27 protein-coding genes are annotated in these 23,440 nt (G+C 64.3%); 17 read left to right on the forward strand and 10 right to left on the reverse strand.

Annotated features, from left to right (window positions below):
- The first annotated feature begins 135 nt into the window (after window positions 1-135).
- The 6 genes from AC0GNR_RS11790 (at window position 136) to dbpA (ending at window position 4,648) form a co-directional block, all read left to right on the forward strand.
- Window positions 136-1,167 (forward strand): IS110 family RNA-guided transposase, encoded by a 1,032-nt coding sequence (locus AC0GNR_RS11790; protein ID WP_472900876.1) that lies wholly within the window; start codon window positions 136-138, stop codon window positions 1,165-1,167.
- 1,058 nt (window positions 1,168-2,225) lie between these two features.
- Window positions 2,226-2,327 (forward strand): hypothetical protein, encoded by a 102-nt coding sequence (locus tag AC0GNR_RS11795; protein WP_472901145.1) that lies wholly within the window; start codon window positions 2,226-2,228, stop codon window positions 2,325-2,327.
- A complete protein-coding gene (locus AC0GNR_RS11800) occupies window positions 2,311-2,406 on the forward strand; it encodes a phage integrase N-terminal SAM-like domain-containing protein (protein WP_472901146.1) in 96 nt (31 codons plus the stop codon). The genes AC0GNR_RS11795 and AC0GNR_RS11800 overlap by 17 nt, the downstream gene beginning before the upstream one ends.
- A 36-nt stretch (window positions 2,407-2,442) precedes the next feature.
- Window positions 2,443-2,886: a tyrosine-type recombinase/integrase gene (locus AC0GNR_RS11805; RefSeq protein WP_472901147.1), complete on the forward strand. Its 444-nt coding sequence runs from the start codon at window positions 2,443-2,445 to the stop codon at window positions 2,884-2,886.
- Window positions 2,887-2,899: 13 nt separating this feature from the next.
- Complete coding sequence (locus AC0GNR_RS11810) at window positions 2,900-3,169, forward strand: tyrosine-type recombinase/integrase (RefSeq protein ID WP_472901148.1); 270 nt, start codon at window positions 2,900-2,902, stop codon at window positions 3,167-3,169.
- Window positions 3,170-3,226: 57 nt separating this feature from the next.
- Window positions 3,227-4,648: an ATP-dependent RNA helicase DbpA gene (gene dbpA / locus AC0GNR_RS11815; RefSeq protein WP_472901149.1), complete on the forward strand. Its 1,422-nt coding sequence runs from the start codon at window positions 3,227-3,229 to the stop codon at window positions 4,646-4,648.
- A 37-nt stretch (window positions 4,649-4,685) separates the two neighbouring features.
- On the opposite strand, the gene AC0GNR_RS11820 is transcribed toward dbpA, so the two are convergent.
- Window positions 4,686-4,901, reverse strand: coding sequence for a heavy-metal-associated domain-containing protein (locus AC0GNR_RS11820; RefSeq protein ID WP_472901150.1), 216 nt, complete (start codon window positions 4,899-4,901; stop codon window positions 4,686-4,688).
- 208 nt (window positions 4,902-5,109) lie between these two features.
- Here AC0GNR_RS11820 and AC0GNR_RS11825 point away from each other — a divergent pair, with 208 nt between their 5' ends.
- Together AC0GNR_RS11825 and AC0GNR_RS11830 are read left to right on the forward strand one after the other, a co-directional pair.
- Complete coding sequence (locus AC0GNR_RS11825; RefSeq protein ID WP_472901151.1) at window positions 5,110-5,361, forward strand: hypothetical protein; 252 nt, start codon at window positions 5,110-5,112, stop codon at window positions 5,359-5,361.
- 16 nt (window positions 5,362-5,377) lie between these two features.
- The gene (locus tag AC0GNR_RS11830; RefSeq protein ID WP_472901152.1) at window positions 5,378-6,256 is read left to right on the forward strand and encodes a PA4780 family RIO1-like protein kinase; all 879 of its coding nucleotides are present in this window, start codon (window positions 5,378-5,380) and stop codon (window positions 6,254-6,256) included.
- Between the two features lie 127 nt (window positions 6,257-6,383).
- On the opposite strand, the gene xerD is transcribed toward AC0GNR_RS11830, so the two are convergent.
- Complete coding sequence (gene xerD, locus AC0GNR_RS11835; RefSeq protein ID WP_472901153.1) at window positions 6,384-7,334, reverse strand: site-specific tyrosine recombinase XerD; 951 nt, start codon at window positions 7,332-7,334, stop codon at window positions 6,384-6,386.
- A gap of 173 nt (window positions 7,335-7,507) precedes the next feature.
- Between xerD and AC0GNR_RS11840 the strand changes: the two genes are divergently transcribed.
- From AC0GNR_RS11840 to AC0GNR_RS11855, 4 genes are all read left to right on the forward strand, one after another.
- Window positions 7,508-8,464, forward strand: coding sequence for a TAXI family TRAP transporter solute-binding subunit (locus tag AC0GNR_RS11840; RefSeq protein WP_472901154.1), 957 nt, complete (start codon window positions 7,508-7,510; stop codon window positions 8,462-8,464).
- A 94-nt stretch (window positions 8,465-8,558) separates the two neighbouring features.
- A complete protein-coding gene (locus AC0GNR_RS11845) occupies window positions 8,559-10,619 on the forward strand; it encodes a TRAP transporter permease (RefSeq protein WP_472901155.1) in 2,061 nt (686 codons plus the stop codon).
- A 9-nt stretch (window positions 10,620-10,628) separates the two neighbouring features.
- Entirely contained in the window at window positions 10,629-11,033 is a 405-nt protein-coding gene (locus AC0GNR_RS11850) for a DUF1850 domain-containing protein (protein WP_472901156.1), read from the forward strand.
- A gap of 27 nt (window positions 11,034-11,060) precedes the next feature.
- Window positions 11,061-11,972, forward strand: coding sequence for an AEC family transporter (locus tag AC0GNR_RS11855; RefSeq protein ID WP_472901157.1), 912 nt, complete (start codon window positions 11,061-11,063; stop codon window positions 11,970-11,972).
- Window positions 11,973-11,990: 18 nt separating this feature from the next.
- On the opposite strand, the gene AC0GNR_RS11860 is transcribed toward AC0GNR_RS11855, so the two are convergent.
- From AC0GNR_RS11860 to AC0GNR_RS11875, 4 genes are read right to left on the reverse strand one after another with little or no spacing between them, the layout of a single operon-like run.
- Window positions 11,991-12,494 (reverse strand): hypothetical protein, encoded by a 504-nt coding sequence (locus AC0GNR_RS11860; RefSeq protein WP_472901158.1) that lies wholly within the window; start codon window positions 12,492-12,494, stop codon window positions 11,991-11,993.
- 35 nt (window positions 12,495-12,529) lie between these two features.
- The gene (locus AC0GNR_RS11865; protein ID WP_472901159.1) at window positions 12,530-13,198 is read right to left on the reverse strand and encodes a hypothetical protein; all 669 of its coding nucleotides are present in this window, start codon (window positions 13,196-13,198) and stop codon (window positions 12,530-12,532) included.
- Window positions 13,195-14,241, reverse strand: a complete 1,047-nt coding sequence (locus AC0GNR_RS11870; protein ID WP_472901160.1) for an MlaD family protein — start codon at window positions 14,239-14,241, stop codon at window positions 13,195-13,197. Before AC0GNR_RS11870 ends, AC0GNR_RS11865 begins: the two co-directional genes overlap by 4 nt.
- Before the next feature lie 4 nt (window positions 14,242-14,245).
- A complete protein-coding gene (locus AC0GNR_RS11875; RefSeq protein ID WP_472901161.1) occupies window positions 14,246-15,052 on the reverse strand; it encodes an MlaE family ABC transporter permease in 807 nt (268 codons plus the stop codon).
- A 221-nt stretch (window positions 15,053-15,273) separates the two neighbouring features.
- On the opposite strand from AC0GNR_RS11875, the gene AC0GNR_RS11880 reads away from it, so the two are divergent.
- From AC0GNR_RS11880 to AC0GNR_RS11890, 3 genes are read left to right on the forward strand one after another with little or no spacing between them, the layout of a single operon-like run.
- A complete protein-coding gene (locus AC0GNR_RS11880) occupies window positions 15,274-16,872 on the forward strand; it encodes an acyl-CoA synthetase (RefSeq protein ID WP_472901162.1) in 1,599 nt (532 codons plus the stop codon).
- A 38-nt stretch (window positions 16,873-16,910) separates the two neighbouring features.
- Window positions 16,911-17,165, forward strand: a complete 255-nt coding sequence (locus tag AC0GNR_RS11885) for a type II toxin-antitoxin system Phd/YefM family antitoxin (RefSeq protein ID WP_472901163.1) — start codon at window positions 16,911-16,913, stop codon at window positions 17,163-17,165.
- Window positions 17,166-17,178: 13 nt separating this feature from the next.
- Entirely contained in the window at window positions 17,179-17,445 is a 267-nt protein-coding gene (locus tag AC0GNR_RS11890) for a Txe/YoeB family addiction module toxin (protein ID WP_472901164.1), read from the forward strand.
- 122 nt (window positions 17,446-17,567) lie between these two features.
- Here the strand turns inward: AC0GNR_RS11890 and queG are convergent, their stop codons facing one another.
- A complete protein-coding gene (gene queG, locus AC0GNR_RS11895; RefSeq protein ID WP_472901165.1) occupies window positions 17,568-18,665 on the reverse strand; it encodes a tRNA epoxyqueuosine(34) reductase QueG in 1,098 nt (365 codons plus the stop codon).
- Here queG and tsaE point away from each other — a divergent pair.
- Window positions 18,648-19,226, forward strand: a complete 579-nt coding sequence (gene tsaE, locus AC0GNR_RS11900) for a tRNA (adenosine(37)-N6)-threonylcarbamoyltransferase complex ATPase subunit type 1 TsaE (RefSeq protein WP_472901223.1) — start codon at window positions 18,648-18,650, stop codon at window positions 19,224-19,226. The genes queG and tsaE overlap by 18 nt on opposite strands.
- Window positions 19,223-20,707: an N-acetylmuramoyl-L-alanine amidase gene (locus AC0GNR_RS11905; RefSeq protein WP_472901166.1), complete on the forward strand. Its 1,485-nt coding sequence runs from the start codon at window positions 19,223-19,225 to the stop codon at window positions 20,705-20,707. Before tsaE ends, AC0GNR_RS11905 begins: the two co-directional genes overlap by 4 nt.
- 203 nt (window positions 20,708-20,910) lie before the next feature.
- Here AC0GNR_RS11905 and AC0GNR_RS11910 read toward each other — a convergent pair whose 3' ends face one another.
- From AC0GNR_RS11910 to AC0GNR_RS11920, 3 genes are all read right to left on the reverse strand, one after another.
- Complete coding sequence (locus AC0GNR_RS11910) at window positions 20,911-21,429, reverse strand: aromatic-ring-hydroxylating dioxygenase subunit beta (protein WP_472901167.1); 519 nt, start codon at window positions 21,427-21,429, stop codon at window positions 20,911-20,913.
- On the reverse strand, window positions 21,426-22,769 hold the full coding sequence (locus tag AC0GNR_RS11915; protein WP_472901168.1) for an SRPBCC family protein: 1,344 nt from the start codon (window positions 22,767-22,769) through the stop codon (window positions 21,426-21,428). Before AC0GNR_RS11915 ends, AC0GNR_RS11910 begins: the two co-directional genes overlap by 4 nt.
- Before the next feature lie 90 nt (window positions 22,770-22,859).
- The gene (locus AC0GNR_RS11920; RefSeq protein WP_472901169.1) at window positions 22,860-23,435 is read right to left on the reverse strand and encodes a YqaA family protein; all 576 of its coding nucleotides are present in this window, start codon (window positions 23,433-23,435) and stop codon (window positions 22,860-22,862) included.
- Between the last annotated feature and the right edge of the window lie 5 nt (window positions 23,436-23,440).

Consider the following 23,440-nt stretch of genomic DNA (forward strand, 5'->3'; position numbering starts at 1 on the left):
CCTAACGAATGAAAGGGACTTCCCCGTCCCGAGCGAGCCGCGCACCGTGAGGCTTGCGGTTTTCGGCAACTGAGTGCCACGATGGGAAGCTCGAACTTTTCATCAACTCACTCGTTTTTGCGGAAGGGGAAGTCCATGTCTGCCATTGTCACCGTCGGAATCGATCTCGCCAAGAATGTCTTTGCCGTTCATGGTGTGGACGCCACAGGCAAGCCCGCCCTGGTGCGGCCCACTGTGCCGCGCGCCAAACTGCTCGAATTCATCGCCTCGCTGCCGCCGTGCCTCATCGGCATGGAAGCCTGCTCCGGCGCCCACCACTGGGCGCGTGAGTTTGCAAAGTGCGGCCACACCGTGCGCCTAATGGCGCCCAAGTTCGTCATCCCCTACCGCCTCTCGGGCAAGCGCGGCAAAAACGACGCGGCCGATGCCGCCGCCATCTGCGAAGCCGTCACCCGGCCCAACATGCGCTTCGTACCGATCAAATCGATTGAACAACAAGGCCAGTTGCTGGTGCACCGTGCCCGCCAGGGTTTTGTGGAGCAGCGTACCGCCACCTTCAACCGCATCCGGGGTCTGCTCTCGGAGCTGGGCATCGTGCTGCCGCTCAAGGCAGCCGTGGTGCGCCGCGAAGCCATGGCCCGCCTGGAGGATTTGCCCGGCTGGGCCAACACGGTGATTGGGGACCTGCTGAACGAGGTCGCCCGGCTCGACGAACGTATTGGCCAGTACGACCGGCACATCCAGACCATGGCCCGCCAAAGCACGCCCGCGCAGCACTTGATGCAATTGGCGGGCATTGGCGAGACCACGTCCACGGCGCTGGTCAGCACCGTGGGCAATGGGCACGACTTTGCCTGCGGCCGCCAGTTCTGCGCCTGGCTCGGGCTGGTGCCCGGGCAGTACAGCTCAGGTGGGAAACAGCGCTTGGGCCGCATCACCAAGGCTGGCGACCCGTACCTGCGCAGCCTGCTGGTGATGGGCGCCAGGGCGGTGCTGGCGCTGGCGATGAACAAGACAAACCCCAGACAAGACCCGGTCAGCCGCTGGGCTCGCGCGCTGGCCGAGCGGCGCGGCTACTGGCGCGCGGTGGTGGCCGTGGCGGCCAAGAACGCGCGCATGTGCTGGGCGGTGTTGCAACGTGGGGAGGGGTTCAAGATGCCTGCCTGAACCACGCCTGCCACGACTTGAAGTGACATGACATCCGAGATCCCACAGTCCGCCGCGTGAAGGCCTAAAGTTGATGTGCAAAGGTTGGACCTGCGCTGGGGAATGCTCGATTAGCTCAAGGGGATAACGGGGGAGAAATCTCCCCAAGCCCGACTAACGAATGGAGCCCCCGGCGCGCGTCTTTCATCAGGGTCCGCTGCCAGCAGATGCAGCACCAATGACCGTTTGTAGTACCGCCGTCCGCACCCTTTGCATCACGACATCAACCGCCCGCCGTCTGCTGCGAATGTTGGATCTGATTGGAAAAACTGGAATACCGATACCTGGGTCTATTGCTGCGCAATAGACCCAGGATGGAGGCTGCTTGCAATCTGGGGGGAAGCCCTTGTAGTAGAAGTGAACGGCCTGCGCGGCTTTTCGCGCAGGTCAGCTCGACTGCCGAGTTGGGCGTCTGTGACATTTCGTGTTTAACTAAAGATGCGCTCAACGACAGACGAAATAAGACCTTGGGACTGTGCTGATAGAAGAGTAGCACCAAGGTCAGACAGGTCCGCTGTTACTCCAAGCCACTTAACCAAGGCCGAATCTCTAAGTTGTTCTATGCGAGATTGTTCTGGTAACGCACTCGCGCCTTCCAAAATCCTCAGGGCCTCGATCAGGTAATGTGGTGGAGTATGCGCGGGGAGACCAAGAGTTTGAAGAAGCCCAGGCGGATCGCGCAACTCAATTGCGCGTGCAGTATTGGTGATTTCCAATCCGTCCGCCTTTATGTGTGCGTCCTTTGGGGCACTGATTCCAGTGCCACAGTTATCTATCCGGACGTTCTTTAGAATCAATGTCATCTGATACCTCCTGATGAAGACGCCCAACGTAATGTAGACCGAAAAACCCGGTTGATACATCCGGGCAAAGACGATAAATCAAGTTGTTGATAGGGCAGCAAGCCGCTTGCGTCGTGGCTTGCAGACCCATATTCTGGTATCGATTATCCATAAAACCCGGCGCTCCTTCTTTGCAGCCCCCCCTTGCTTGATCAGGTTCGCGAGCGAATTCGGTACATGCACTATAGCCACAAAACCGAAAAAGCTTACATCTACTGGATTCGCTTTTTTTATTCGCTGGAGTGCCACGCAGCCTGTCGGTATGCGCCACCCGCGTGACATGGGCGTGGCCGATGTGGAGTCCTTTTTGTCCATGCTGGCCAACGATCGCAAGGTGTCTGCTTCTGCGCACAACTAGGCGCTCAGTGCTGTGCTGTTTGTGTACCTCTAGGTGTTGGGCATTGATTTGCCTTGGATCAATAACATTGGGCGACCGCAGCAGACCAAGCGCATTCCAGCGGTATTGACCAAGGACGAAGTGGCTGGCCTATTGGCGCAGTTGGATGGTGTGAATGCGCTGCTGGCTCGACTTTTGCAAGGCACGGGCATGCGCTTGATGGACGGGATGCGCTTGCGCATCAAAGACGTGGATTTTGAGCGTCAGGTCATCATCGTGCGCGAGGCCAAGGGTGCCAAAGACCGGGTGGTGATGCTGCCCCGCTCGCTGGCACCGGCCTTGCGTTTGCAAATGTTGGCGGCGCGGGCACAGTGGGAGGCTGATCGGCAGGCACAGCGAGGGGGGGGTGGAAACGCCACATGCGTTGGAACAAAAATATCCGAAGGTGGGCTATTCGTGGGCTTGGTTCTGGTTGTTTCCCTCGCCCACGTTTTCTGTTGATCCGCGCAGTGGCGTGGAGCGCCGCCACCACTTGTTTGAAGAGCGGCAGCAACGCGCCTTGAAAAAAGCCGTATCTACGGCGGGCATTGTGACACCTGTTTCTGTGCACACCCTGCGCCATTCGTTTGCCACCCACTTGCTGCAGGCGGGCACAGACATCCGCACGGTGCAGGCGCTGCTGGGCCACAGCAACGTGAGCACCACCATAGTCCACACCCATGTGCTGAAGGTGGCGGCAGGCGGAACGGCGAGCCCGCTGGATGCTCTGCTGGGCGCCTTCTGACTTGGCCTGTGTTGCAGGCAAGCGCCAGCCCACCCGGCGCAACCCGGATAATCCGGCATGACCTCCGCTACCCCGAACCCCACCGCCCCGGCATCCGCCGCCCCCTCTTTCAGCCAGTTGCCGCTCAGCCCGGCCATGCTGGCCAACCTGCAGCAGCTGGGCTACCTCAGCATGACGCCCATCCAGGCGGCCAGCCTGCCAGCGGCTTTGCTGGGCAAAGACATCATTGCGCAGGCCAAAACCGGCAGCGGCAAAACGGCCGCTTTTGCCCTCACGCTGCTTTCCAACCTGAATCCGCGCCGCTTTGCGGTGCAAACGCTGGTGCTGTGCCCCACGCGCGAGTTGGCCGACCAGGTGACCACCGAAATACGCCGGCTGGCGCGGGCTGAAGACAACATCAAGGTTGTGACGCTGTGTGGCGGTGTGCCGCTGCGCGGGCAAACGGCCACGCTGGAGCACGGCGCGCACATTGTGGTGGGCACGCCCGGGCGGCTGATGGACCACCTGGAGCGCGGCAGCCTGCAGCTGGAGGCGCTGAACACGCTGGTGCTGGACGAGGCCGACCGCATGCTGGACATGGGCTTTTTTGACGACATTGTGAAAGTGGCGCGGCAGTGCCCCAAAACCCGGCAGACCCTGCTGTTTTCGGCCACCTACCCCGAAGGCATTGCCAAGCTGAGCGCGCAGTTCATGCGCGAGCCGGTCACGGTGACGGTAGAGGCGCAGCACGCGGGCGGCCAGATCGAGCAGCGCTGGTACCAGGTGAGCGACAACGAGCGGCTGGACGCGGTGAGCAAGCTGCTGCTGCACTTTCGCCCGGCGAGCACGTTGGCGTTTTGCAACACCAAGGCGCAGTGCCGCGACCTGGTGGCCGTGCTGCAGGCGCAAGGTTTCAGCGCGCTGGCGCTGTTTGGCGAACTGGAGCAACGCGAGCGCGACCAGGTGCTGGTGCGCTTTGCCAACAAAAGCTGTTCGGTGCTGGTGGCCACCGACGTGGCCGCGCGCGGGCTGGACATTGCCAGCCTGGCGGCGGTGATCAACGTGGACGTGACGCCCGACGCCGAGGTGCACATCCACCGCATTGGCCGCACCGGCCGCGCGGGTGAAAGCGGCCTGGCGCTGAACCTGGCGAGCATGAACGAGATGGGCTCGGTGGGCAAAATTGAGCTGCTGCAAGGTCGCGAGTCGGAATGGCACGAGCTGAGCGAGCTGACGCCCACCGGCAAAGGCCCGCTGGTGCCGCCCATGGCAACGCTGCACATTCAGGGCGGGCGCAAAGAAAAGATTCGCCCCGGCGACGTGTTGGGCGCGCTCACCGCCGACCTGGGCTACACCCGCGAGCAGGTGGGCAAGATCAATGTGAACGAGTGGTCTACCTATGTTGCGGTGGACCGCGCCATTGCCCAGCAAGTGGCCAGCCGCCTGAACGACGGCCGCATCAAGGGCAAGAGCGTGAAGGTGCGGGTGCTGGAAGACTGAAGACGCCCGGCTTTCAGCCTTTCAGCCGATCGGCGCCTTAGCCTTCAATCAACACGGCGCTGAAGCCGGCCTCTTCCAGTTTGGCCGCAATGTCTTCGGCGGCAATCATGTTGGTGTGGCTCACCCAGGCCTGGCGCTTGGGCAGGTCCACGTCGGCCATGTTGACGCAGGGGAGGTCTTGCAGTTCAAACATGACGGCATCGGCGTCGTCTTGCGTCTGCATCTGGGCAATTTCAAACCGGGTTTCGGGCATGGGGTTCCTAAGGTGGGTGCAGGGCACGGCAGGTGCAGCGCCCTGCCGTTCTGGTTGCCTATTTTCCCGGCAATGACCAGCCAGCGCTTAAAACGAGATTGTCCAAGGGCTTGATGGGCCCGCAAACCAGCCCGGCACAGGGCGCACAATCTCTCTATTCAAAAACAGCGCGCCCGCTTGCGCGCACAGCCCCTCACAAGCCCCCGCCATGACAACAGAAACCCAGGCCGCCACCCCATCCGAACCGACTCCGCTGTGCGAGCCCTGCCAGGGCATTCAGCGCAACTGGCGCGGCGCACCCGGCCACGCAGAGCTGCAGCAAGGCAACCACCGCAAAGAACTGCGCGGCACCGTGCAGGTCACCGTGACCGGTTATTTTTGCGACCGCTGCGGCACGCACTGGCACTACACCAACGACAAGACCAACCAGCGCGCGGGCTGGTCGGTGGTGGTCGACTGAACCGGCGCCGCCCCGCATGAAAGCCCCGCCCCGGCTGCAAGCGCTGGTTGAAGAAGGCCTGATCGACTCGGTGGTGCGCCAGCTCATGAGCGGCAAAGAAGCCATGGTGTTTGTGGTGCGCTGCGGTGACGAAACCCGCTGCGCCAAGATTTACAAAGAAGCCAACAACCGCAGTTTTCGGCAGGCGGTGGACTACACCGAAAACCGCAAGGTGAAAAACTCGCGCCAGGCCCGAGCCATGGCCAAGGGCACCAAGTTTGGCCGCGAAGCGCAAGAAGCAGCCTGGCAAAGCGCCGAGGTGGACGCGCTCTACCGCCTGGCCGCCGCAGGGGTGCGCGTGCCCACGCCCTACAACTTTTTTGACGGGGTGTTGCTGATGGAGCTGGTGACCGACGCGAGCGGCGACGCCGCCCCGCGCCTGAACGATGTGCGTTTCACGCCCGAGCAGGCCCGCCAGCACCACGCCACGCTGGTAGCCGAGGTGGTGCGCATGCTGTGTGCGGGTGTGGTACACGGCGACTTGTCGGAATTCAACATCTTGCTGGCGCATTCAAGCCCGGGTGAAGGCGACGACGCGGGCGGCACCGACTTCCCGGTGATCATCGACCTGCCGCAGGCGGTGGACGCCGCTGGCAACAACCACGCCCCGCGCATGCTGATGCGCGACGTGGCCAACCTGCGCGACTTCTTCGGCCAGTTTGCGCCCGAGCTGCGCCGCACCCAATACGGCCCCGAAATATGGAGCCTGTACCAGAGCGGTTTGCTGAGCAACGACACCGTGCTCACCGGCCGCTACACGCCCACCCGCAACGACGTGGACCTGGCCAGCATCATGCGGGAAATTGACGATGCGCGCGACGAAGACGCGGCGCGGCGGCTGCGCATGGCGCAGTGACCAGCGCTGGCTGGCGCATAGGCGCTCGCGTTCAAACACGGCAACCCCAAAACCCGCGTCCGTTGTTCATGAAGCCGGAGCGCCGCCCCTTTGAGGGGAGAGCGAAGCGCTGCGGGAATTGTCACCTTCACCCCCTGGGATGGTGCTGCGCCACGATCGTCTTGAGGCGTTCGCGGGCCACGTGGGTGTAGATGGTGGTGGTGGAAATGTCGGCATGGCCCAGCAGCATTTGCACCGCGCGCAAATCCGCGCCGTGGTTGAGCAAATGGGTGGCAAACGCGTGGCGCAGCGTGTGCGGCGACAGCGGGCTGGTGATGCCCGCGAGCAACGCGTATTTTTTGACGAGTTGCCAAAACATGGCGCGCGTCATGGCCTCGCCGGCGCGGGAACCGCGCGCGGTCACAAACAGGTCTTCGGTTTGTTGCCCGGCCAAAATATCCACCCGTCCCTGCCCCAGGTAGCGCTGCAGCCACTGCGCGGCAATCTGGCCAAACGGCACCAGGCGTTCTTTGTTGCCCTTGCCGGTGATGCGCAGCACGTGTTCGTTCAGCCCCACGTGCCAGGTTTTCAGGCTCACCAACTCGCTCACGCGCAGGCCGCTGGCGTACATCAGCTCCAGCATGGCGCGGTCGCGCAGGCCCAGCGGTGTGGTGGTGTCGGGAGCATTCAGCAGCGCTTCCACCTGCGCTTCGCTCATGGTCTTGGGCACGCGCAGCGGCTGGCGCGCGGCCACCAGGCGCAGGGTGGGGTCGGCGGTGATGAAGCGTTCGCGCAGCGCCCACCGAAAGTAGCGTTTGAACACGGTGAGCCGCCGGTTGGCGGTGGTGGCCCGGGTCTGGCTGTGCTTGTCGGCAAAGTACTGGTTCAGGTCGTGCTCGCGCACGTCCACCAGGGTTTTGCCGTGCCCCGCCAGCCACTGGCCCAGCAGCACCAGGTCGCGGCGGTAGGCGTCGAGCGTGTTGCGCGAAAGGCCCTCTTCGAGCCACAGCGCGTCGGCAAAGGCGTCGGCCGCAGCGCGGCTGGCCAGCGCTTGGGGCGACAGGACAGCGGCTGGCGGTGGTGCAAGGGTGTCGGCCATGGTTGCGCAGTGCGGTTGGTTCAGCAGTGTGAACGTTGAGAAAAAAGCCGCCCAAAAAGACAGCCACACCCGGGAAAACCCGCCCTTGGCGGTACGCGTTTCCCCCATCGAGATGCGGCCAAGTTGCTGTATTCTGCCCCTTTGATTTCATCCAACGACAGGAGACTCACAGCATGCGTTTGATTCACAAAATCGGTCTGGGTTTGAGCTTGGGCGCAGCCCTCGTTACCGGTGCGGCCAATGCCCAGCAACAGTTCGTCAACGTGCTCACCGGCGGCCAGAGCGGCGTGTATTACCCCATGGGTGTGGCGCTGTCGCAAATCTTCGCCAAAGACATTCCCAATGCACGCTCCACCGCGCAGGTGACCAAGGCGTCGGCCGAAAACCTGAACCTGCTGCAAGCCGGTCGTGGTGAGCTGGCGCTGTCCCTGGCCGACTCCGTGTCTGACGCCTGGAAGGGCGAGGCCGAAGCGGGCTTCCCCAAAAAGCTGGACAAGCTGCGTGGCCTCTCGGGCACCTACAACAACTACATCCAGATCGTGGCCAACGCGGACTCGGGCATCAAGACCCTGGCCGACCTGAAAGGCAAACGCATTTCGGTGGGTGCCGCCAAGTCGGGTACCGAGCTGAACGCACGCGCCATCTTCAAGGCCGCCGGCCTGGCCTACAGCGACATGGCCAAGGTGGAATACCTGCCGTTTGGCGAGTCGGTGGAACTGATGAAGAACCGCCAGCTTGACGCGACGCTGCAGTCCGCCGGCTTGGGCGTGGCGTCCATCCGCGACCTGGCCACGGCTGTGAAGATTGTGGTGATTCCGGTGCCCGCTGATGTGGTGGCCAAAGTGGGCGACGCTGCCTACCAGCCCGCCATGATTCCCGCCAACACCTACGGCGGCCAGACCGAAGCCGTGGCCACCGCCGCCATTCCCAACTTCCTGATCACGCACAGCGGCGTGTCGGATGATTTGGCTTACCGCATGGCCAAGGCCATGTACGAGAACATCGACACCTTGTACGCCGCACACAATGCAGCCAAGAGCATCAAGCGCGACAACGCCATCAAGGGCATGCCCGTGCCACTGCACCCCGGTGCCGAGCGTTACTACAAAGAGGTGGGCCTGATCAAGTAAGCAGGCCCTGAAAGGCGGTGCCGCATCGGCACCCACCTTTTGCGACGCGGCCCCTACCCGGGGCCGTTTCCATTTCTGTCGATCCCAGCACCCCATGAACGACCACAACAGCACCCCACCCCACGACAACCCCGGCGATCAAGGCGGCCACGGCAGTGCTCTGACCGGCGCGATCTTCTGGGTCGCCATCGCGTTTTCGGCCTACCAGCTCTGGATGGCCTCGTTTCACCCGCTCTCCAGCCAGGTGATCCGCGCCATCCACGTCGGCTTTGTGCTGCTGATGATTTTTGCGCTGTTTCCGCCCATGGGCGGGCGCTCGGGCCTGTGGCGCGCCTTGGGCTGGGTGCTGGGCATCGCCGGCTTTGCCACCGGCTTGTACCAGTGGTTTTTTGAAGCCGACCTGACCCAGCGCGCGGGCACATTAACGCCCGCCGACTGGGTGGTGGGCGTGGCGCTGATTGCGCTGGTGTTTGAAGCCGCCCGCCGCGTGATGGGCTGGGGCCTGCCGCTGGTGTGTTTGACGTTCCTGCTTTACGCCCTGTTTGGCGAACACCTGCCGGGCAACATGGCGCACCGCGGCTACGGGCTCGACCAGATCGTAAGCACGCTGGGCTTTGGCACCGAGGGCCTGTACGGCACGCCCACCTATGTGTCGTCCACCTACATTTTTCTGTTCATTTTGTTTGGTGCGTTTCTGGAGCAGGCCGGCATGATCCGCCTTTTCAACGACTTCGCCATGGGCACCGTGGGCCACACGCGCGGCGGCCCGGCCAAGGTGTCGGTCATTTCGTCGGGCCTCATGGGCACCATCAACGGCTCGGGCGTGGCCAACGTGGTCACCACCGGGCAGTTCACCATTCCGCTGATGAAACGTTTTGGCTACAGCCCGGCGTTTGCTGGCGGCGTGGAAGCCACGGCCAGCATGGGCGGGCAGATCATGCCGCCGGTGATGGGGGCTGTGGCCTTCATCATGGCCGAGACCATCAACGTGCCCTACATCGAGATCGTCAAGGCGGCGCTGATTCCGGCCATTCTGTATTTCGTCACCGCATTCTGGATGGTGCACCTGGAAGCCGGACGCAAAGGCCTCATGGGCCTGCCCAAAGAAGAATGCCCCAACCCCTGGACGGCGGTGCGCGAGCGCTGGTACCTGCTGCTGCCGCTGGCGGGCCTGGTGGCGCTGCTGTTCTCAGGCTACACGCCGCTGTTTTCGGGCACCGTGGGCCTAGGGTTGACCGTCATTTTGATTTTTGGCGCGGCGGTCATCAGTGGCGTGAAACCCATGGTGCTGCGCGGCCTGGCCTGGGTGCTGCTGGGCTTTGCCTGCGCGGGTTTCTTCCAGTTCGGCGTGGGCACCTTCTTTGTGGTGAGCGCGCTGCTGGTGGCGCTCACCTTCATCTTGCGCACCGGTGGCGACGCCCGCGCGCTGGCGGTGAAGGCGCTGGTGGACGGCGCCCGCCATGCGCTGCCCGTGGCCATTGCCTGCGCGCTGGTGGGCGTGATCATTGGCGTGATCAACCTCACCGGCGTGGCCGCCGAACTGGGCGGGCACATCATCGCCATCGGCCGCGAGAGCCTGTTTCTGGCGCTGGTGCTGACCATGATCACCTGCCTGGTGCTGGGCATGGGCATTCCCACCATTCCCAACTACATCATCACCAGCTCGCTCGCCGCGCCGGTGCTGCTGGAACTGGGCGTGCCGCTGATCGTCTCGCACATGTTCGTGTTCTATTTCGGCATCATGGCCGACCTGACGCCGCCGGTGGCGCTGGCCTGTTTTGCGGCGGCGCCCATTGCCCGCGAATCGGGGTTGAAGATCAGCATGCAGGCTATCCGCGTGGCCATTGCCGGCTTCATCGTGCCCTTCATGGCGGTATACAGCCCGGCGCTCATGCTTCAAAGCGGCGACTGGATGGACACCACCTGGATCGTCTTCAAGGCGCTGGTGGCCATTGCCATGTGGGGCGCGGCGGCCATTGGCTTCTTGTTTGGCCGCCTGAACGTGGTGGAACGCATCGTCGCCTTTGGGTCGGCCAGCTTCCTCGTGGTGGCGTTGCCGCTGACCGACGAAATTGGCTTGGGCGCCGTGGCCGTTTTCCTGGCCTGGCACTTCTGGCGCACGCGCCAGGAGCGCGCACTGGCTGCGGCACGCTGAGGGCACGCGGTGGCACTGGTGGGAATTTGTCTGGCGCTGGCGGCCACGGCGGCCGCGCCGGTGTTTGTGCCCACCGAGCGCTTCACGCTGGCCTGGACCCACTCGATTGAAAAGGTGCGCTGGGAAGAGGACTACGCCGTCACACCACAACCGCCCACGCTGCACGCACTGGCTGCCCGGGTGCGCGGCTCGGCCGCTGGCATGGAGCCGCCCGGCGACGCCCGCCTGGTAAACGGCTGGTACACCTACACCCCACACCTGCGCAACCCCTCCGAACTGCGCCTGACCCGCTCAGAGTTCACACCCGACTACGAGCTGTGTTTGAGCGGCCAGTGCCAGCCCATGTCGGCCTGGCTGCCGTCTGACGGCGGCGTCACGCGGCTGATCGCCTGCCGCGATCCCGCCATCCGTTGACCGACTGGCGCTTGATATGCTCCCCGCGTGAACTTCGCCCAACTCCTCTTCCCCGATTTCTCGCTGATCCTCATCGGCTACCTGCTGTGCCGCTTCACCGCCCTCAACCGCGGCGTGTGGTCGCAGGTGGAAAGCCTGGTCTATTACTTCCTGTTTCCGGTGCTGCTGTTCCACTCCATCGTGAAAAGCCCGCTGGACTTGTCTGCCGCCTCCAGCCTCATGGGGGCTGGCCTGTCGCTGGGCGTGGCGGCCATTGCGCTCAGCTACTCGTTGCCCTATTGGCCGTGGCTGGGCAACAAGCTGGACGTGCGGTTGCACGCGGCCAGCGCCCAGGTGGGGTTCCGGTTCAACTCGTTCATTGCGCTGGCGCTGGCCGACAAGGTGGCGGGGCCGCAAGGGCTGCTGATGATTGCGGTGCTGATTGGCGTGTGCGTGCCGCTGTTCAACGTGGGCGCCGTGTGGCCTATGGCGCGCCACGCCGGCAAGGGCTTTGTGCGCGAGCTGGTGCGCAACCCGCTGATCATTGGCACCGCCAGCGGCCTCGTGGCCAACCTGCTCGGGTTTTCCATGCCGGTGTGGCTGGAACCCACAGTGAACCGCATTGGCCAGGCGTCGCTGGCGCTGGGCCTCATGGCCGCCGGCGCCGGCATGCAGTTTGGCACCCTCGCATCGGCCAAAACGCTGGGTGTGATGGTGCTGTCGGTGAAGCACCTGGGCATGCCCCTCATGGCGTTTGGCCTGGCCCTGCTGTTTAAGTTGGACGCCACCCAGACCACGGTGCTGCTCATGTTTTCGGCCGTGCCCACCGCGTCCAGCTGCTACGTGCTGGCGGCGCGTATGGGCTACAACGGCCCTTATGTGGCGGGGCTGGTCACGTTGTCCACCCTGCTGGGTATGGCCAGTCTGCCGTTTGCGCTGGGGGTGCTGGGAAACTCGTAACTCATGTCACCACTACTACTACTGGCGGTCCTCATCGACAGACACCGTCCAAGAACCGCTGGAACGATCATGCGAGGCAATCCAGAACCTACCCTTGGTTGAATTGATCGACAGAAGAAGCTTTGGAACTGCGTTGAAAAAATCAGCGATAAGATTTGCAGCATCGGGATCGTCGAACAATTGTTCATCATGAAACAATAACTCTATGTCGTCGAGCTTGATGACTATTGCGCAATCTGGGTACCGCTTTCGCGAAAGCACCTTCGACAACCTTGACTTCGACCAAGCGTAGAGGTCCTCACTAAGCTTTTTGCCGAACTCACCTACAAAAGCGGATACAGCCACCGCAGCGATCACAGCCAACGTAAAGCTTTCAGGTCCACTAGCGCTTGGATACCAAGTCAATCCGACATTGGTATCCCGCTCAGTGACGAAGTCTGGCAAGAGTTCATCTAGGTCCGAACCTGTGAATCCTGCCGAATTGAATCTTAAATCTACCGAGTGCTTGATCCAGTTGGACATGTGGTTGTATCTGCTAGGGTTGAGTTCGCTTCAAATTACCGGCGATTAATGGGTGCGAGAACACCGACCAACAGATTGATACGCCGCTGAAGCCGAGCGGCTTCTTCCACCGCACCGCCCGCCTGTGCGCGCGCCTGCTGCACCCGCAGCCAGGCCAGCAGCGGCCGGCGCCAGCCCTGGGCTGAAGCGGTATCCACCGCCACCGCAGCCACGGCCGGGCTGGCTGCGCCGCGCTGCAGCAGCACGCCAGCGGCCACCAGGCGCGAGAGCGGGTCTTTGATACCGGCCAGAGCGCTCTCTGACGCGGTAGGCACGGCCAATGGACGGTGCGCCTCGGGCAACAGCGGCGCGTCAGCCGCCTGCGCTTGGCCGGCCAGGTAGCGAGCGTAGGCCTGCTCGGCGGGCGCGGCGTCGGTGGCCAACGCCTCAAAACCGGTGCAGGGTTCAAACACCAGCGAGGCCGCCCGCGTGGCGCAGCGCAGCAGCTCCACACGGGCCACCCGCTCGGGCTGGCCGGTGCGCGCCACTTCGCTGCGGGCGCGGGCAAATTCCACCGCTTCAATGGCGCTGTTGCCGCTGAGCCAGGCGTCTGCGGCGCGCTCCAGGCTGCTCTTGGCGTTCATCTGCCAGTCGGGCGGCGGCGGTGTGTTGCTGCAGGCGGCCAAACCCAGCGCCAGGCACAGAGTCAACAAACGTGTGTTCATGGCAAACGGATCTCGGTGTCGCGGGCAAACGGCCACTTGCGGTTGACTTCGTTGACCAGGCTGTCCACTTTGCGCAGGCTGGCTTCCACCTCGGCACGTAGCGCGCCCAGGTCCACCGTGGCTTCGCGGGTGTTGCTGGCAATGGCCTGGGCTTCCACCAACACCGCGTCTACCCGCTGCAAGCTGCCGCGGGCTTCGCCCAGCAGGCCGTTGAGCTGCTGCACCGTGGCGCGCGCGTCGGTCACCAAGCCGCCCTGGCCGGGGGCGGCGCCTTCACCAAACACCTGGCGGTTGGCGTTTTTCACCAGCCCGTCCAGCCGCGCTACCAGGGTGTCGGCGCGGGCCAGCAGGGCGTTGCTGCGGGTCAGCGCCTCGCTGATCTTTTTCGCGTCAGCTTCGTTGCCCAGCAGCACACCCATGGCACCTTGCGGTCCATTAAGTTTTTCTGTGGTCTGCTGCAGGTTGGTCAGGCTCTGGGCCAGGGCGGCGTCGGACTTGGTGAGCGCATTCAGGTTGTCCAGCAGGTCTCTGATGGACGCCGTGAGCTTGGGAATTTCAGCCGCGGCGTCGCCGCGCAGCACGGTGCGCTCTGCGCCGTCTTCCAGCGGCGGGTCTTCCAGCACGCCGCTGTAGGCGCGTATGCGGGTGCTGCCCACCAGGCTGCGTTCCATGGTGAAGATGCTGGACGTGCGCAGCCAGCGCGCGTCTTTGCTGGGTACGTCCACCAAGATGCGGGCGTTGCCGTCGTCGCCCAGCTCCACCCGGGCCACGCGGCCAATGGCAAAGCCGGCAAAGGTCATGTCCATGCCCACCACCACGCCTTCAATGTCGTCGGACACCAGCACCAGCCGCTGCGTGCGCTCGAAAGCGCCCCTGGCATACAACACATACAGCGCCGAACCCACCACCAGCACGAGCATGAGCAACAGCAGCAGCGCCGCCTTGACCTCCAGGTTTTTCACCGGCGGTGGCGGCTCTGGTGGCTCGGGCGTCAAACGCAGCGGCGGGTCGGGCTCGGGCACGGGTGGGTTTGTGGCGTTCATGGGGTCAGTAATAGTTGCCAACCAGCGACAGCACTTCAATCAGCAGCACCACCGAAAACAGGCGGGCAAATTCCGAAATGTCACTGCGCCGGCTGTAGCGGCCTTGTGCGTCGCGCTGGGCGCTGGCGGCCAGCGGCACCACCGCCACGGCCAAGCTGAAAAACAGGGTCTTGAGGCTGAAGATGAGCGTGACGGCGGGCGTGAACACGCTGCCCACGCTGCGCGTGTACGAAGGAAAACCCCAGGGCGAAAAACCATAGACCGTGAGGTAGGCAAGCACGAGCGCCACCACGCAGCTCACCGCCGCCAGCAACAGCACCGAAAACACGGTGGCCAGCGCGCGCGGCAGCAGCTCGGTGCGCAGCAGGGTCTGGTCGCTGGTTTCAACGCCGTTGCGCTGCTGCTCGGCCAGCAGCTTGCGTATGCGCTGCGCACCCGGCATGGCGTAGCGCACCGCCACAAACATGGCGGCGTAGAGCGGAATCAGCTCCAGCACCAGGGTGCGCACCAGCACCTCCAGCGCATATTGCGACAGGCCGTAGCTGTAGGCGGTAGCCACCACAATGCGGATCAGCACCACGCTGATGAGCGCCGAGAGCACCAGAAACCAGGTCAGCAGCGGCGCGGTGGCCTGGTACAGGTTGCGCAACACCGCCGCACGCTGCACGCCGCGCTGGTAGCTTGACGGCATAAACGCCAGCACCACGATTTGCGCGCCCAGCAGCAACACCTGCCACCAGTTGGTCCAGGTGGCGCGCACCCGTTGGCCCCACTGGCTGAGCGTTTTCTGGGTGGTTGAGACAGGGTCCATGGCGGCATGATAGCCCCCGCACCACACGCCCTGTTGTGGCGCGTCAATGCGTGCGCACGTACCGGCTCCGTCTGCGCGCAGGTGACAGCACGCTGGTGTAAACCAGCATGGCAGTTGGGGACATTTCGTTTTCAATCGTGGCCTGACAACACCCCCACAAACCCTTCAACCAACCACCGCCAGCGCGCGGGTGGTTGCGCCGCCCAAAGAGGACGTTTCACATGCCACACAGCCTTCACCCCGTGGTGCGCCGCCAGACCATTGCCGACGCCCTGCACCGCACCGCCGTTCGCCTGCCGGCCAAAACCGCCATCGTCTGCGGCACCACCCGCTGGACCTATGCCGAGTTTGACGCGCTCGTCACCCGGCTCGCCGCCGGGCTGCACACCATCGGTGTGATGGCCGGCGACAAGGTGGCCGTGCTGGCGCGCAACTCGCACGGCTTTGCCGCCTTGCGCTTTGCGCTGGCCCGCCGGGGCGCGGTGATGGTGCCCATCAATTTCATGCTCAAGGCCGACGAGGTGGCTTACATCTTGCGCCACGCGGGTGCCAAAACCCTCGCCACCGACAGCGGCCTGGCCGCGCTGGCACGCGAAGCCTCGGCGCTGGACACGCAGGTGCAGCAGTTCATCTGGCTGCCCAGCGAAGACCCCAGCGAACCCGCGCCCGGCATGCACGCCTTCGACGCACTGGCCGCGTGCCATGAGCCTATGCCCGACGTGGCGCTGGGCAGCTTTGACCTGGCCCAGATTGTTTACACCAGCGGCACCGAGTCCACCCCCAAAGGCGCCATGCTCACGCACGACGCGGTGCTGTGGCAGTACGTGAGCTGCGTGATCAATGCCGAAATTGCCGAGACCGACCGCACCCTGCACGCCCTGCCGCTGTACCACTGCGCACAGCTCGACGTGTTCTTCGGCCCGGCCATTTACATCGGCAGCAGCAACGTGATCACCAGCAAACCGGTGCCCGACAACTTGCTGGCGCTGATTGAACAGCACCAGATCACCAGCTTTTTTGCGCCACCCACGGTGTGGATCGCGCTGTTGCGCTCACCGCTGTTTGACGCCACCAAACTGGGCAGCCTGACCAAGGGCTACTACGGCGCGTCCATCATGCCGGTGGAGGTGCTGAAAGAGCTGGCCACGCGCCTGCCGAACGTGCGGCTGTGGAACCTGTACGGCCAGACCGAAATTGCCCCGCTGGCCACCATGCTCGGCCCGGACGACCAGCTGCGCAAACCCGGCTCGTGCGGCAAGGCCGTGCTCAACGTGGAAACGCGCGTGGTGAACGACGCCATGCAGGACGTGGCCGTGGGCGAAGTGGGTGAAATCGTGCACCGCTCGCCGCATCTGATGCTGGGCTACTTCAACGACCCCGAGCGCACCGCCGCCAGTTTTGAAGGCGACTGGTTCCACAGCGGCGACCTGGCCGTGATCGACAACGAGGGCTTCATCACCGTGGTCGACCGCAAGAAGGACATGATCAAAACCGGCGGCGAAAACGTGGCCAGCCGGGAAGTGGAAGAAATGATTTACCGCCTGCCGGCCGTGAGCGAGGTGGCGGTGATTGGCCTGCCCGACCCGAAGTGGGTGGAGGCCGTGACGGCAGTGATTGTGGTGAAAACGGGCCAGGCGCTGAGCGAAGCCGAGGTGCTGGCGCACTGCAACGCACACATGGCGCACTTCAAGTGCCCCAAACGCGTGGTGTTCACCGACACGCTGCCGAAGAACCCGAGCGGAAAGCTGCTGAAGCGGGAGCTGCGTAAAAGCCATGGGCTGGACATACCGGCACTCCACTCCACCCAGAACCGCCTATAATTGCACAACTTTTTGTACAAGTGTGATGGGCCTTTATCATGAAAATCGTGACCTATTCCGAAGCACGCAGCGCATTGAAAACGGTGCTGGATCGTGTGCACGAAGACGCTGATGTGACGGTGATCAGCCGTCGGGATGGGGCCGATGCCGTGGTGATGTCGCTGGACCATTACGAGAGCATCATGGAAACCATGCACCTGCTCTCCACCCCGGCCAATGCCGCGCACTTGGCCAAATCGATTGCGCAGCACAAGGCGGGCAAAGCCAGCCGGCGCGAGCTGGCCAAAGACTGACTCGTCACCGACCATGGCGCGCTCCATTCGTTTCACCCCGGCGGCCTGGGACGATTACACCCACTGGCAAGGCCAGGACACAAAGACGCTGAAGCGCATCAACACCTTGATTGAAGCGACTGCGCGAGACCCATTTGTTGGCATCGGCAAACCCGAGCCTTTGCTGGGCAACCTGAGCGGGTACTGGTCCAGGCGGATTGATGAAACGCACCGGCTGGTCTACGCGGCAGACGATGCCGACCTGGACGTGATTGCGTGCCGAGGCCATTACGACGATTGAGCGCCGCACAGGCTGCGCGGATCGCTCAACGGGTTTCGCCGATCGTGCAAACAAGCGATCAGATCAGCCTGGTTTGAATCGGTCGATTTGGCTGCTAGCGTTCTTATCGAGCCGCACGGGCGTCATGCTTCAACCCGGACCGAAGCGGCCTGCGCCAGCGCCCACACCACATGTTCACGCACCGTGGCGCTGGGGTGCTGCAGGTGCTGGGCCAGCGCAGACCGCACCGCCGGGTCGTCCGCCGCCCGCAGCGCATTCCCCATCGCCACGGCAATGTTACGCAACCACCGCTCGTGCCCGATGCGGCGAATGGGGCTGCCTTCGGTGCGGCGCAGAAACGCTTCTTCGCTCCAGGCAAGCAGTTCAATGAGCGTTGAGCCCGCCAGACCCTCGCGGGGGTCGAAGTCGGGCAAGGGGCTGCGCTGCGCAAACTTGTTCCATGGGCACACCAGCTGGCAGTCGTCGCAGCCGTAAATGCGGTTGCCGATCAGTGGGCGCAGTTCCTCGGGGATGGGCCCTGCGTGCTCGATCGTGAGATACGAAATGCAACGCCGCGCGTCCAGCCGTTGTGGGCCCAGGATGGCCTCGGTGGGGCACACGGCGATGCAGGCGGTGCAGGCGCCGCAATGGTCGGTGACCGGCTCGCTGGGCGGCAGGGCGATGTCCAGGTAGATCTCGCCCAGAAAGAACATCGAGCCGCCCTCGCGGTTGAGCACCAGCGTGTGCTTGCCGCGCCAGCCCTGCCCGCTGCGCTGCGCGAGTTCAGCTTCGAGCACGGGGGCCGAGTCGGTGAACACGCGGTGGCCCAACGGGCCCACTTCCAAAGCAATGCGCTCGGCCAGTTTTTGCAGGCGGCTGCGCAAGACCTTGTGGTAGTCGCGGCCCCGGGCGTAGAGGGACACCACCGCTTCGCCGGGGCGTTGCAGGCGCGCCAGTTCGGTGGTTTGCCAGCCTTCGGGTGTGGCTTGCGGCAGGTAGTCCATGCGGGCGGTGATCACGCTCACGGTGCCCGGCACCAGCTCGGCCGGGCGGGCGCGTTTCATGCCGTGGCTGGCCATGTAGGCCATGTCGCCATGGAAACCCGCGTCCAGCCAGGCCTGCAAACCGGGTTCGGCTGCTGAAAGGTCGACACCGGCCACGCCAATTTGGGAAAATGCGAGTTCCCGGCCCCAGGCCTGTATCTGTGAGACGAGTTGAGCAGCATCAAAACCGGACTTCATGTTCCGCCCATTGTAGAAACGCCCGAAACCCCTGGCCTGGCCTGGCAGGGGCGCTGGGCCACCGAGGCAGACACCGAGGCCTTTGCCCGCCAGCTGGCCGCCTGCCCCGCCCTGGCGCACGCCACGCTGGCGCTGCATGGTGATCTGGGCGCCGGCAAGACCACCTTTGTCCGCCACCTGCTGCGGGCGCTGGGCGTGCGCGGGCGCATCAAAAGCCCGACCTATGCGGTGGTGGAACCGCACAGCGCCATCGACTGCCCGCTGATGCCGCCGGGCGAGCCGCTGCTGATCTGGCACTTTGACTTCTACCGCTTCAACGACCCGCGAGAATGGGAAGATGCGGGTTTTCGCGAACTTTTCGCCACGCCAGGTCTCAAGCTGGTGGAGTGGCCCGAACGCGCAGGCGCCTTTCTGCCCTTGGTCGACCTCGACATCGACATCCAACCCGACGACATGAGCCACACCCACCCGACCGACGCCGAACCCGACGAAGCCCGCCTGGTGCGGCTTGTGGCGCGCACGCCAGCCGGCCAGTGTTTGCTGGCCGCTGTAACAGCATGAGCAACATCGAACGCCGCACGCTGCTGCGCGCCGGCACGCTGGTGCTGCTGCTGGGCGTGCAGCACATTGCGCACGGCGCCAGCGTGGTGGCGGTGCGGCTGTGGCCGGCCGAAGACTACACACGCGTCACCATCGAGTCGGACGGTGCGCTCAAAGTGCGCCAGACCATGGCCAGCGACCCAAGCCGCTTGGCGGTGGACCTGGAAGGCATTGACCTGGTGGCCGGCCTGAGCGAGCTGGTGGGCCAACTGAAAACCAACGACCCCAACATTGCGGGTATCCGCGTGGCACAAGGCTCAGGCAACACTGTGCGACTGGTGCTGGAACTGAAGCAGCCCATTCGCCCACAGGTGTTCAGCCTGGAGCCGGTAGCGGCTTACCAGCACCGCCTGGTGTTTGACCTGTACCCGCTGAACGCACCCGACCCGCTGGAACAATTGATCAGCCAGCGCGTGAAAGAACTGGACGAGGCCAGCGAACGCGCAGCGCGCTTGCTGGGCCTGGAAACGGGTGCCATGGCCAGCGCACAGGCGCCCGGCCCTGCGCCGGTGCCCGACACCACGGTGGACCCGCTGGGCGCCCTGATTGCGCTGCGCGAGCGCCCCGGTGTGGCCCCCGGCCGCATACCCGCGCCCACCGTGACGGCCAGCACCCCGCGCACACGCCCCGGCACCGACCGCGCCGGTGTGGGCGCCACCGTGAGCGCCAACCCCGGTGGCAGCCCGGCCAAACAGGCGGTGCAGACCGGCCGCACCACCGAGCGCCTGATCATCGTGGCGCTGGACCCCGGCCACGGCGGCGAAGATCCGGGCGCCATTGGGCCCGGCGGTACGTATGAAAAAGACGTGGTGCTGCAAATTGCCTTGCGCCTGCGCGACCGCATCAACGCCACCCGGGTGAACGGCAACCCCATGCGCGCCTACCTCACCCGCGACGCCGACTTCTTCGTGCCACTGCATGTGCGGGTGCAAAAGGCGCAGCGGGTGCAGGCCGACCTGTTCATCAGCTTGCATGCCGACGCTTTCTATACCCCGCGCCCACAAGGCGCCAGCGTTTACGCTCTGAGCACACGGGGTGCCAGCAGCGCCTCGGCGCGCTGGATGGCCAACAAGGAAAACGCCGCCGACCTGGTGGGCGGGCTGAACGTGAAGGCCAAAGACGCCACCGTGCAGCGCGCCATGCTCGACATGAGCACCACCGCGCAAATCAACGACAGCCTGAAGCTCGGCAGCGCCATGCTGGGCGAGGTGGGCCGCGTGGGCAAACTGCACAAGCCGCGCGTGGAACAGGCCGGGTTTGCGGTGCTGAAAGCGCCCGACATTCCCAGCGTGCTGGTGGAAACGGCGTTCATCAGCAACCCGGAAGAAGAGCTGCGCCTGAAGAGCGTGGCCTACCAGACCGAGCTGTCCGATGCCCTGTTGAAAGGCATCGTGCGCTACTTTTCGCAAAACCCGCCGCTGGCCCGCACCCGGCAGATGTGAGCGCCGTGCCTTGGATGGGGATCGCAGCGGCCGACAGGCTTGTGCGAGCCCTTCGACAGGCTCAGCGCGAACGGGCGTTTCGATCGGCACGCCCGGCGTGCAGGGCGTGGGTCCGTTCAGGCCAGGTTACCTGCCGTTCGGGCTGAGCCTGTCGAAGCCCTCGCCAGACGTCGAGCCCTGTCACACTCCCAGCGGCGGCGCGCTCAGATCGGGTAGATCAGCGAGTTCAACACCATTTCGCTGTCGTACACACAGCGGCGCTCTTGCAGCTTCAGCCCCGCGCTGGTGTGCACAAAAGCGTCGATGTAGCGGCCCACGTTGTAGACCTCGCTCACACTGCCCGGTTTGGTGCGAAACACCGCGTAGTGCGCTTCGGCGCGCACCGGGTCTGCCGCTGTGCCGGCGCCCGCTGCGGTCACGCGCGCCGGGCTCACCACATGGCGCGTGTAGTAGGGGCCGTGGTAAATGGTGTGGCTGGTGCCGTAAATGCGGTCGCGCAGCATGCCCTGGCTTTCCAGCGCCAGCAGGGCCAGGGGCAAACCACGGTCGAAGTTTTCACGCGCTTGCACCCAGTACCGGGCGTCTTCCGTGAAGCACTCGGGCCAGGCGTCGAAGCGGCGCTGGTCCAGCGCGGCGGCGTAGTCGGCGTTGAAGCGGTCAATGGCGTGGTGCAGCAGCAGGCTCTGCAGGTCGGCCTGGCCGACAAGCTCGGTCGTGTTCACAGGTCCATCGCTTTCTTCCAGTAGGCGTACATGCCGCGGATCAGGGTTTCGGTCACCATGTGCTCGGTGGGCGGCTCGCCAATGCCGTTGGCGGTGCCGCCCAGCTCCACCAGCGTGGCGCCGTCTTCGCCCCATTGTTTGAAGCCGTCTTGGCTGAACTCGATCACCTCGCCGTCGTCCGCACTCACGAAGCCGGCCGGACCAAACAGGTTGGCCTGGCGCAGCCGGCGCTGGGTCATCTCGGGCGTGTCGTCGGCAAAGCCGATGTGCGTCCACACAAAGTCAAACTCGCCGGCGCCGCGCGGCACGATGTGGCGGGTGCTCAGCGAATTCACCTGCTGCTGCACGATCACGCTGGGGAACAGCGTGATCATGGTCACCGTGGGCGTGATGGTCTGGCCGGGGTTCTGCGGGTCGTCGATGGTCCACCAGGGCTCGGGCACCACGTCGAGCAGGCGCGCGTCGTGCAACGTCATGTCGGCCTTGAAGCTGGTCACGCCCTCGGTCACGGCGCTCTGGCCGCCGTCGTTGCGGCGCGAGATCATCACCGCGTGGCGGCCTTGCGCGTCCATCACCATGCGGCTTTTCTGGTCGGCGCGCCACAGGCCGAAGGTGACAAACCAGGTGTGCAGCAGCCCCGGGTGGTAGGGGTCTTTGATGTTCTCCATCATCAGCTTCCAGTTGCCCGGAATACGCTGGCGGTTGTAGCCCAGCAGCTGCAGCTGGCGGCCTTTGAACAGGCGGTCCAGCCAGGGCATGACGGCCGGGCCCAGGTAGTCCTCAAGCGGCTCGGCTTCCTCGCTGAAGGTGGCAAACACCAGCCCGTGCAGCACGGCCACACGCAGTTTGGTCAGGCCGTTTTGCCTGATGTCAAAGCCTTCGGGCATGCCGCCGTGCACGCATTCGCCTGCGGGTCCCTGCGCTTTCACGCCGTCTTTGAAGGGCAGGCCGGCGAGGTCGCCGTTGAGCTTGTAGGTCCACTGGTGGTAGGGGCACACAAAGCTGCGCGCGTTGCCCACCTGCCCGTCCATGGGCGGCTGGCAAAAGCGCACGCCGCGGTGGGCGCAGCGGTTTTCCACCACCCGAATGCCAGGATCGGTTTCGCGGTCTTTGGGGGCCACGCGGTCGCGCACCATGATCACCTGGCGCTCGCCCACCCAGCTCAGCTTGTAGTCGCCGGTGTTGGGGATCTCCACCGCCAGGCCCACGTAGCACCAGTGCGGGCCGTAAAACAGGCGTTCCAGCTCACGCTGGTACAGGGATGGGTCGGTGTAGGCCCAGAAGGGCACGCGGCTGGTGCCTGGCTCGCTCCAGCGAGCGGTTTCGTTCGGTGTGTTCATGTCTCCTCACGCACAGGTGTCGAAGAGAAAATGATACGCCTACTTAGCAATAAGGCCAGCCCCGCAGCGCGGGCCCGCGCTGGGCAGGCTTCAGCGCAGCACCAGGTAAGCGATTGCTGCGAGAGCCACCGTACCCCAGCCCAGCCATTCGATGGCGGGTTTGAGCTTGGCTTCAGCCGCCGGGCCAAAGCGGGCCATCAGGAACGCCACCAGAAAGAAGCGCCCGCCACGCCCAATGAACGAGGCCAGCGTGAACGGCAGCAGCGCCATGCCCAGGCCACCGGCGGTGATGGTGAAGGCTTTGTAGGGAATGGGCGAAAACCCCGCCAGCAGCACCGCCCAGAAGCCCCACTGCTCAAACCACAGCTGTGCGTGCGCCAGTTTGGGCGCGTAGCCCATGCGTTCGACCCAGGGCATGACAGCGTCCATGGCCGCCCAGCCGATCAGGTAGCCCAAGAGCCCGCCGAGCACCGACGTCAAGGTGGTGAGCAGCGCCAGCCGGAACCACGATTTCGGTCGCGCCAACGCCATCGGGGCCAGCATCACATCGGGCGGAATGGGAAAAAAGGAAGACTCCGCAAAGCTCAGAAAACCCAGAAACCAGGGCGCTTTGGGGTGGCGGCTCCAGGCGAGCACGCGGTCGTAGAGGGGGCCAAACAGTTTCATGAAGC

Source organism: Hydrogenophaga sp. LT287 (assembly GCF_055702805.1).

Coding starts and splice junctions, on each gene's coding strand:
- AC0GNR_RS11880 (WP_472901162.1), top strand. CDS start 15,274: ATGCCACACAGCCTTCACCCCGTGGTGCGCCGCCAGACCATTGCCGAC.
- xerD (WP_472901153.1), bottom strand. CDS start 7,334: ATGGCCGACACCCTTGCACCACCGCCAGCCGCTGTCCTGTCGCCCCAA.
- AC0GNR_RS11790 (WP_472900876.1), top strand. CDS start 136: ATGTCTGCCATTGTCACCGTCGGAATCGATCTCGCCAAGAATGTCTTT.
- AC0GNR_RS11795 (WP_472901145.1), top strand. CDS start 2,226: ATGCACTATAGCCACAAAACCGAAAAAGCTTACATCTACTGGATTCGC.
- queG (WP_472901165.1), bottom strand. CDS start 18,665: ATGAAGTCCGGTTTTGATGCTGCTCAACTCGTCTCACAGATACAGGCC.
- AC0GNR_RS11905 (WP_472901166.1), top strand. CDS start 19,223: ATGAGCAACATCGAACGCCGCACGCTGCTGCGCGCCGGCACGCTGGTG.
- AC0GNR_RS11860 (WP_472901158.1), bottom strand. CDS start 12,494: ATGTCCAACTGGATCAAGCACTCGGTAGATTTAAGATTCAATTCGGCA.
- AC0GNR_RS11915 (WP_472901168.1), bottom strand. CDS start 22,769: ATGAACACACCGAACGAAACCGCTCGCTGGAGCGAGCCAGGCACCAGC.
- AC0GNR_RS11865 (WP_472901159.1), bottom strand. CDS start 13,198: ATGAACACACGTTTGTTGACTCTGTGCCTGGCGCTGGGTTTGGCCGCC.
- AC0GNR_RS11875 (WP_472901161.1), bottom strand. CDS start 15,052: ATGGACCCTGTCTCAACCACCCAGAAAACGCTCAGCCAGTGGGGCCAA.
- AC0GNR_RS11840 (WP_472901154.1), top strand. CDS start 7,508: ATGCGTTTGATTCACAAAATCGGTCTGGGTTTGAGCTTGGGCGCAGCC.
- AC0GNR_RS11885 (WP_472901163.1), top strand. CDS start 16,911: ATGAAAATCGTGACCTATTCCGAAGCACGCAGCGCATTGAAAACGGTG.
- AC0GNR_RS11825 (WP_472901151.1), top strand. CDS start 5,110: ATGACAACAGAAACCCAGGCCGCCACCCCATCCGAACCGACTCCGCTG.
- AC0GNR_RS11820 (WP_472901150.1), bottom strand. CDS start 4,901: ATGCCCGAAACCCGGTTTGAAATTGCCCAGATGCAGACGCAAGACGAC.
- dbpA (WP_472901149.1), top strand. CDS start 3,227: ATGACCTCCGCTACCCCGAACCCCACCGCCCCGGCATCCGCCGCCCCC.
- AC0GNR_RS11800 (WP_472901146.1), top strand. CDS start 2,311: ATGCGCCACCCGCGTGACATGGGCGTGGCCGATGTGGAGTCCTTTTTG.
- AC0GNR_RS11830 (WP_472901152.1), top strand. CDS start 5,378: ATGAAAGCCCCGCCCCGGCTGCAAGCGCTGGTTGAAGAAGGCCTGATC.
- AC0GNR_RS11890 (WP_472901164.1), top strand. CDS start 17,179: ATGGCGCGCTCCATTCGTTTCACCCCGGCGGCCTGGGACGATTACACC.
- AC0GNR_RS11920 (WP_472901169.1), bottom strand. CDS start 23,435: ATGAAACTGTTTGGCCCCCTCTACGACCGCGTGCTCGCCTGGAGCCGC.
- AC0GNR_RS11870 (WP_472901160.1), bottom strand. CDS start 14,241: ATGAACGCCACAAACCCACCCGTGCCCGAGCCCGACCCGCCGCTGCGT.
- AC0GNR_RS11845 (WP_472901155.1), top strand. CDS start 8,559: ATGAACGACCACAACAGCACCCCACCCCACGACAACCCCGGCGATCAA.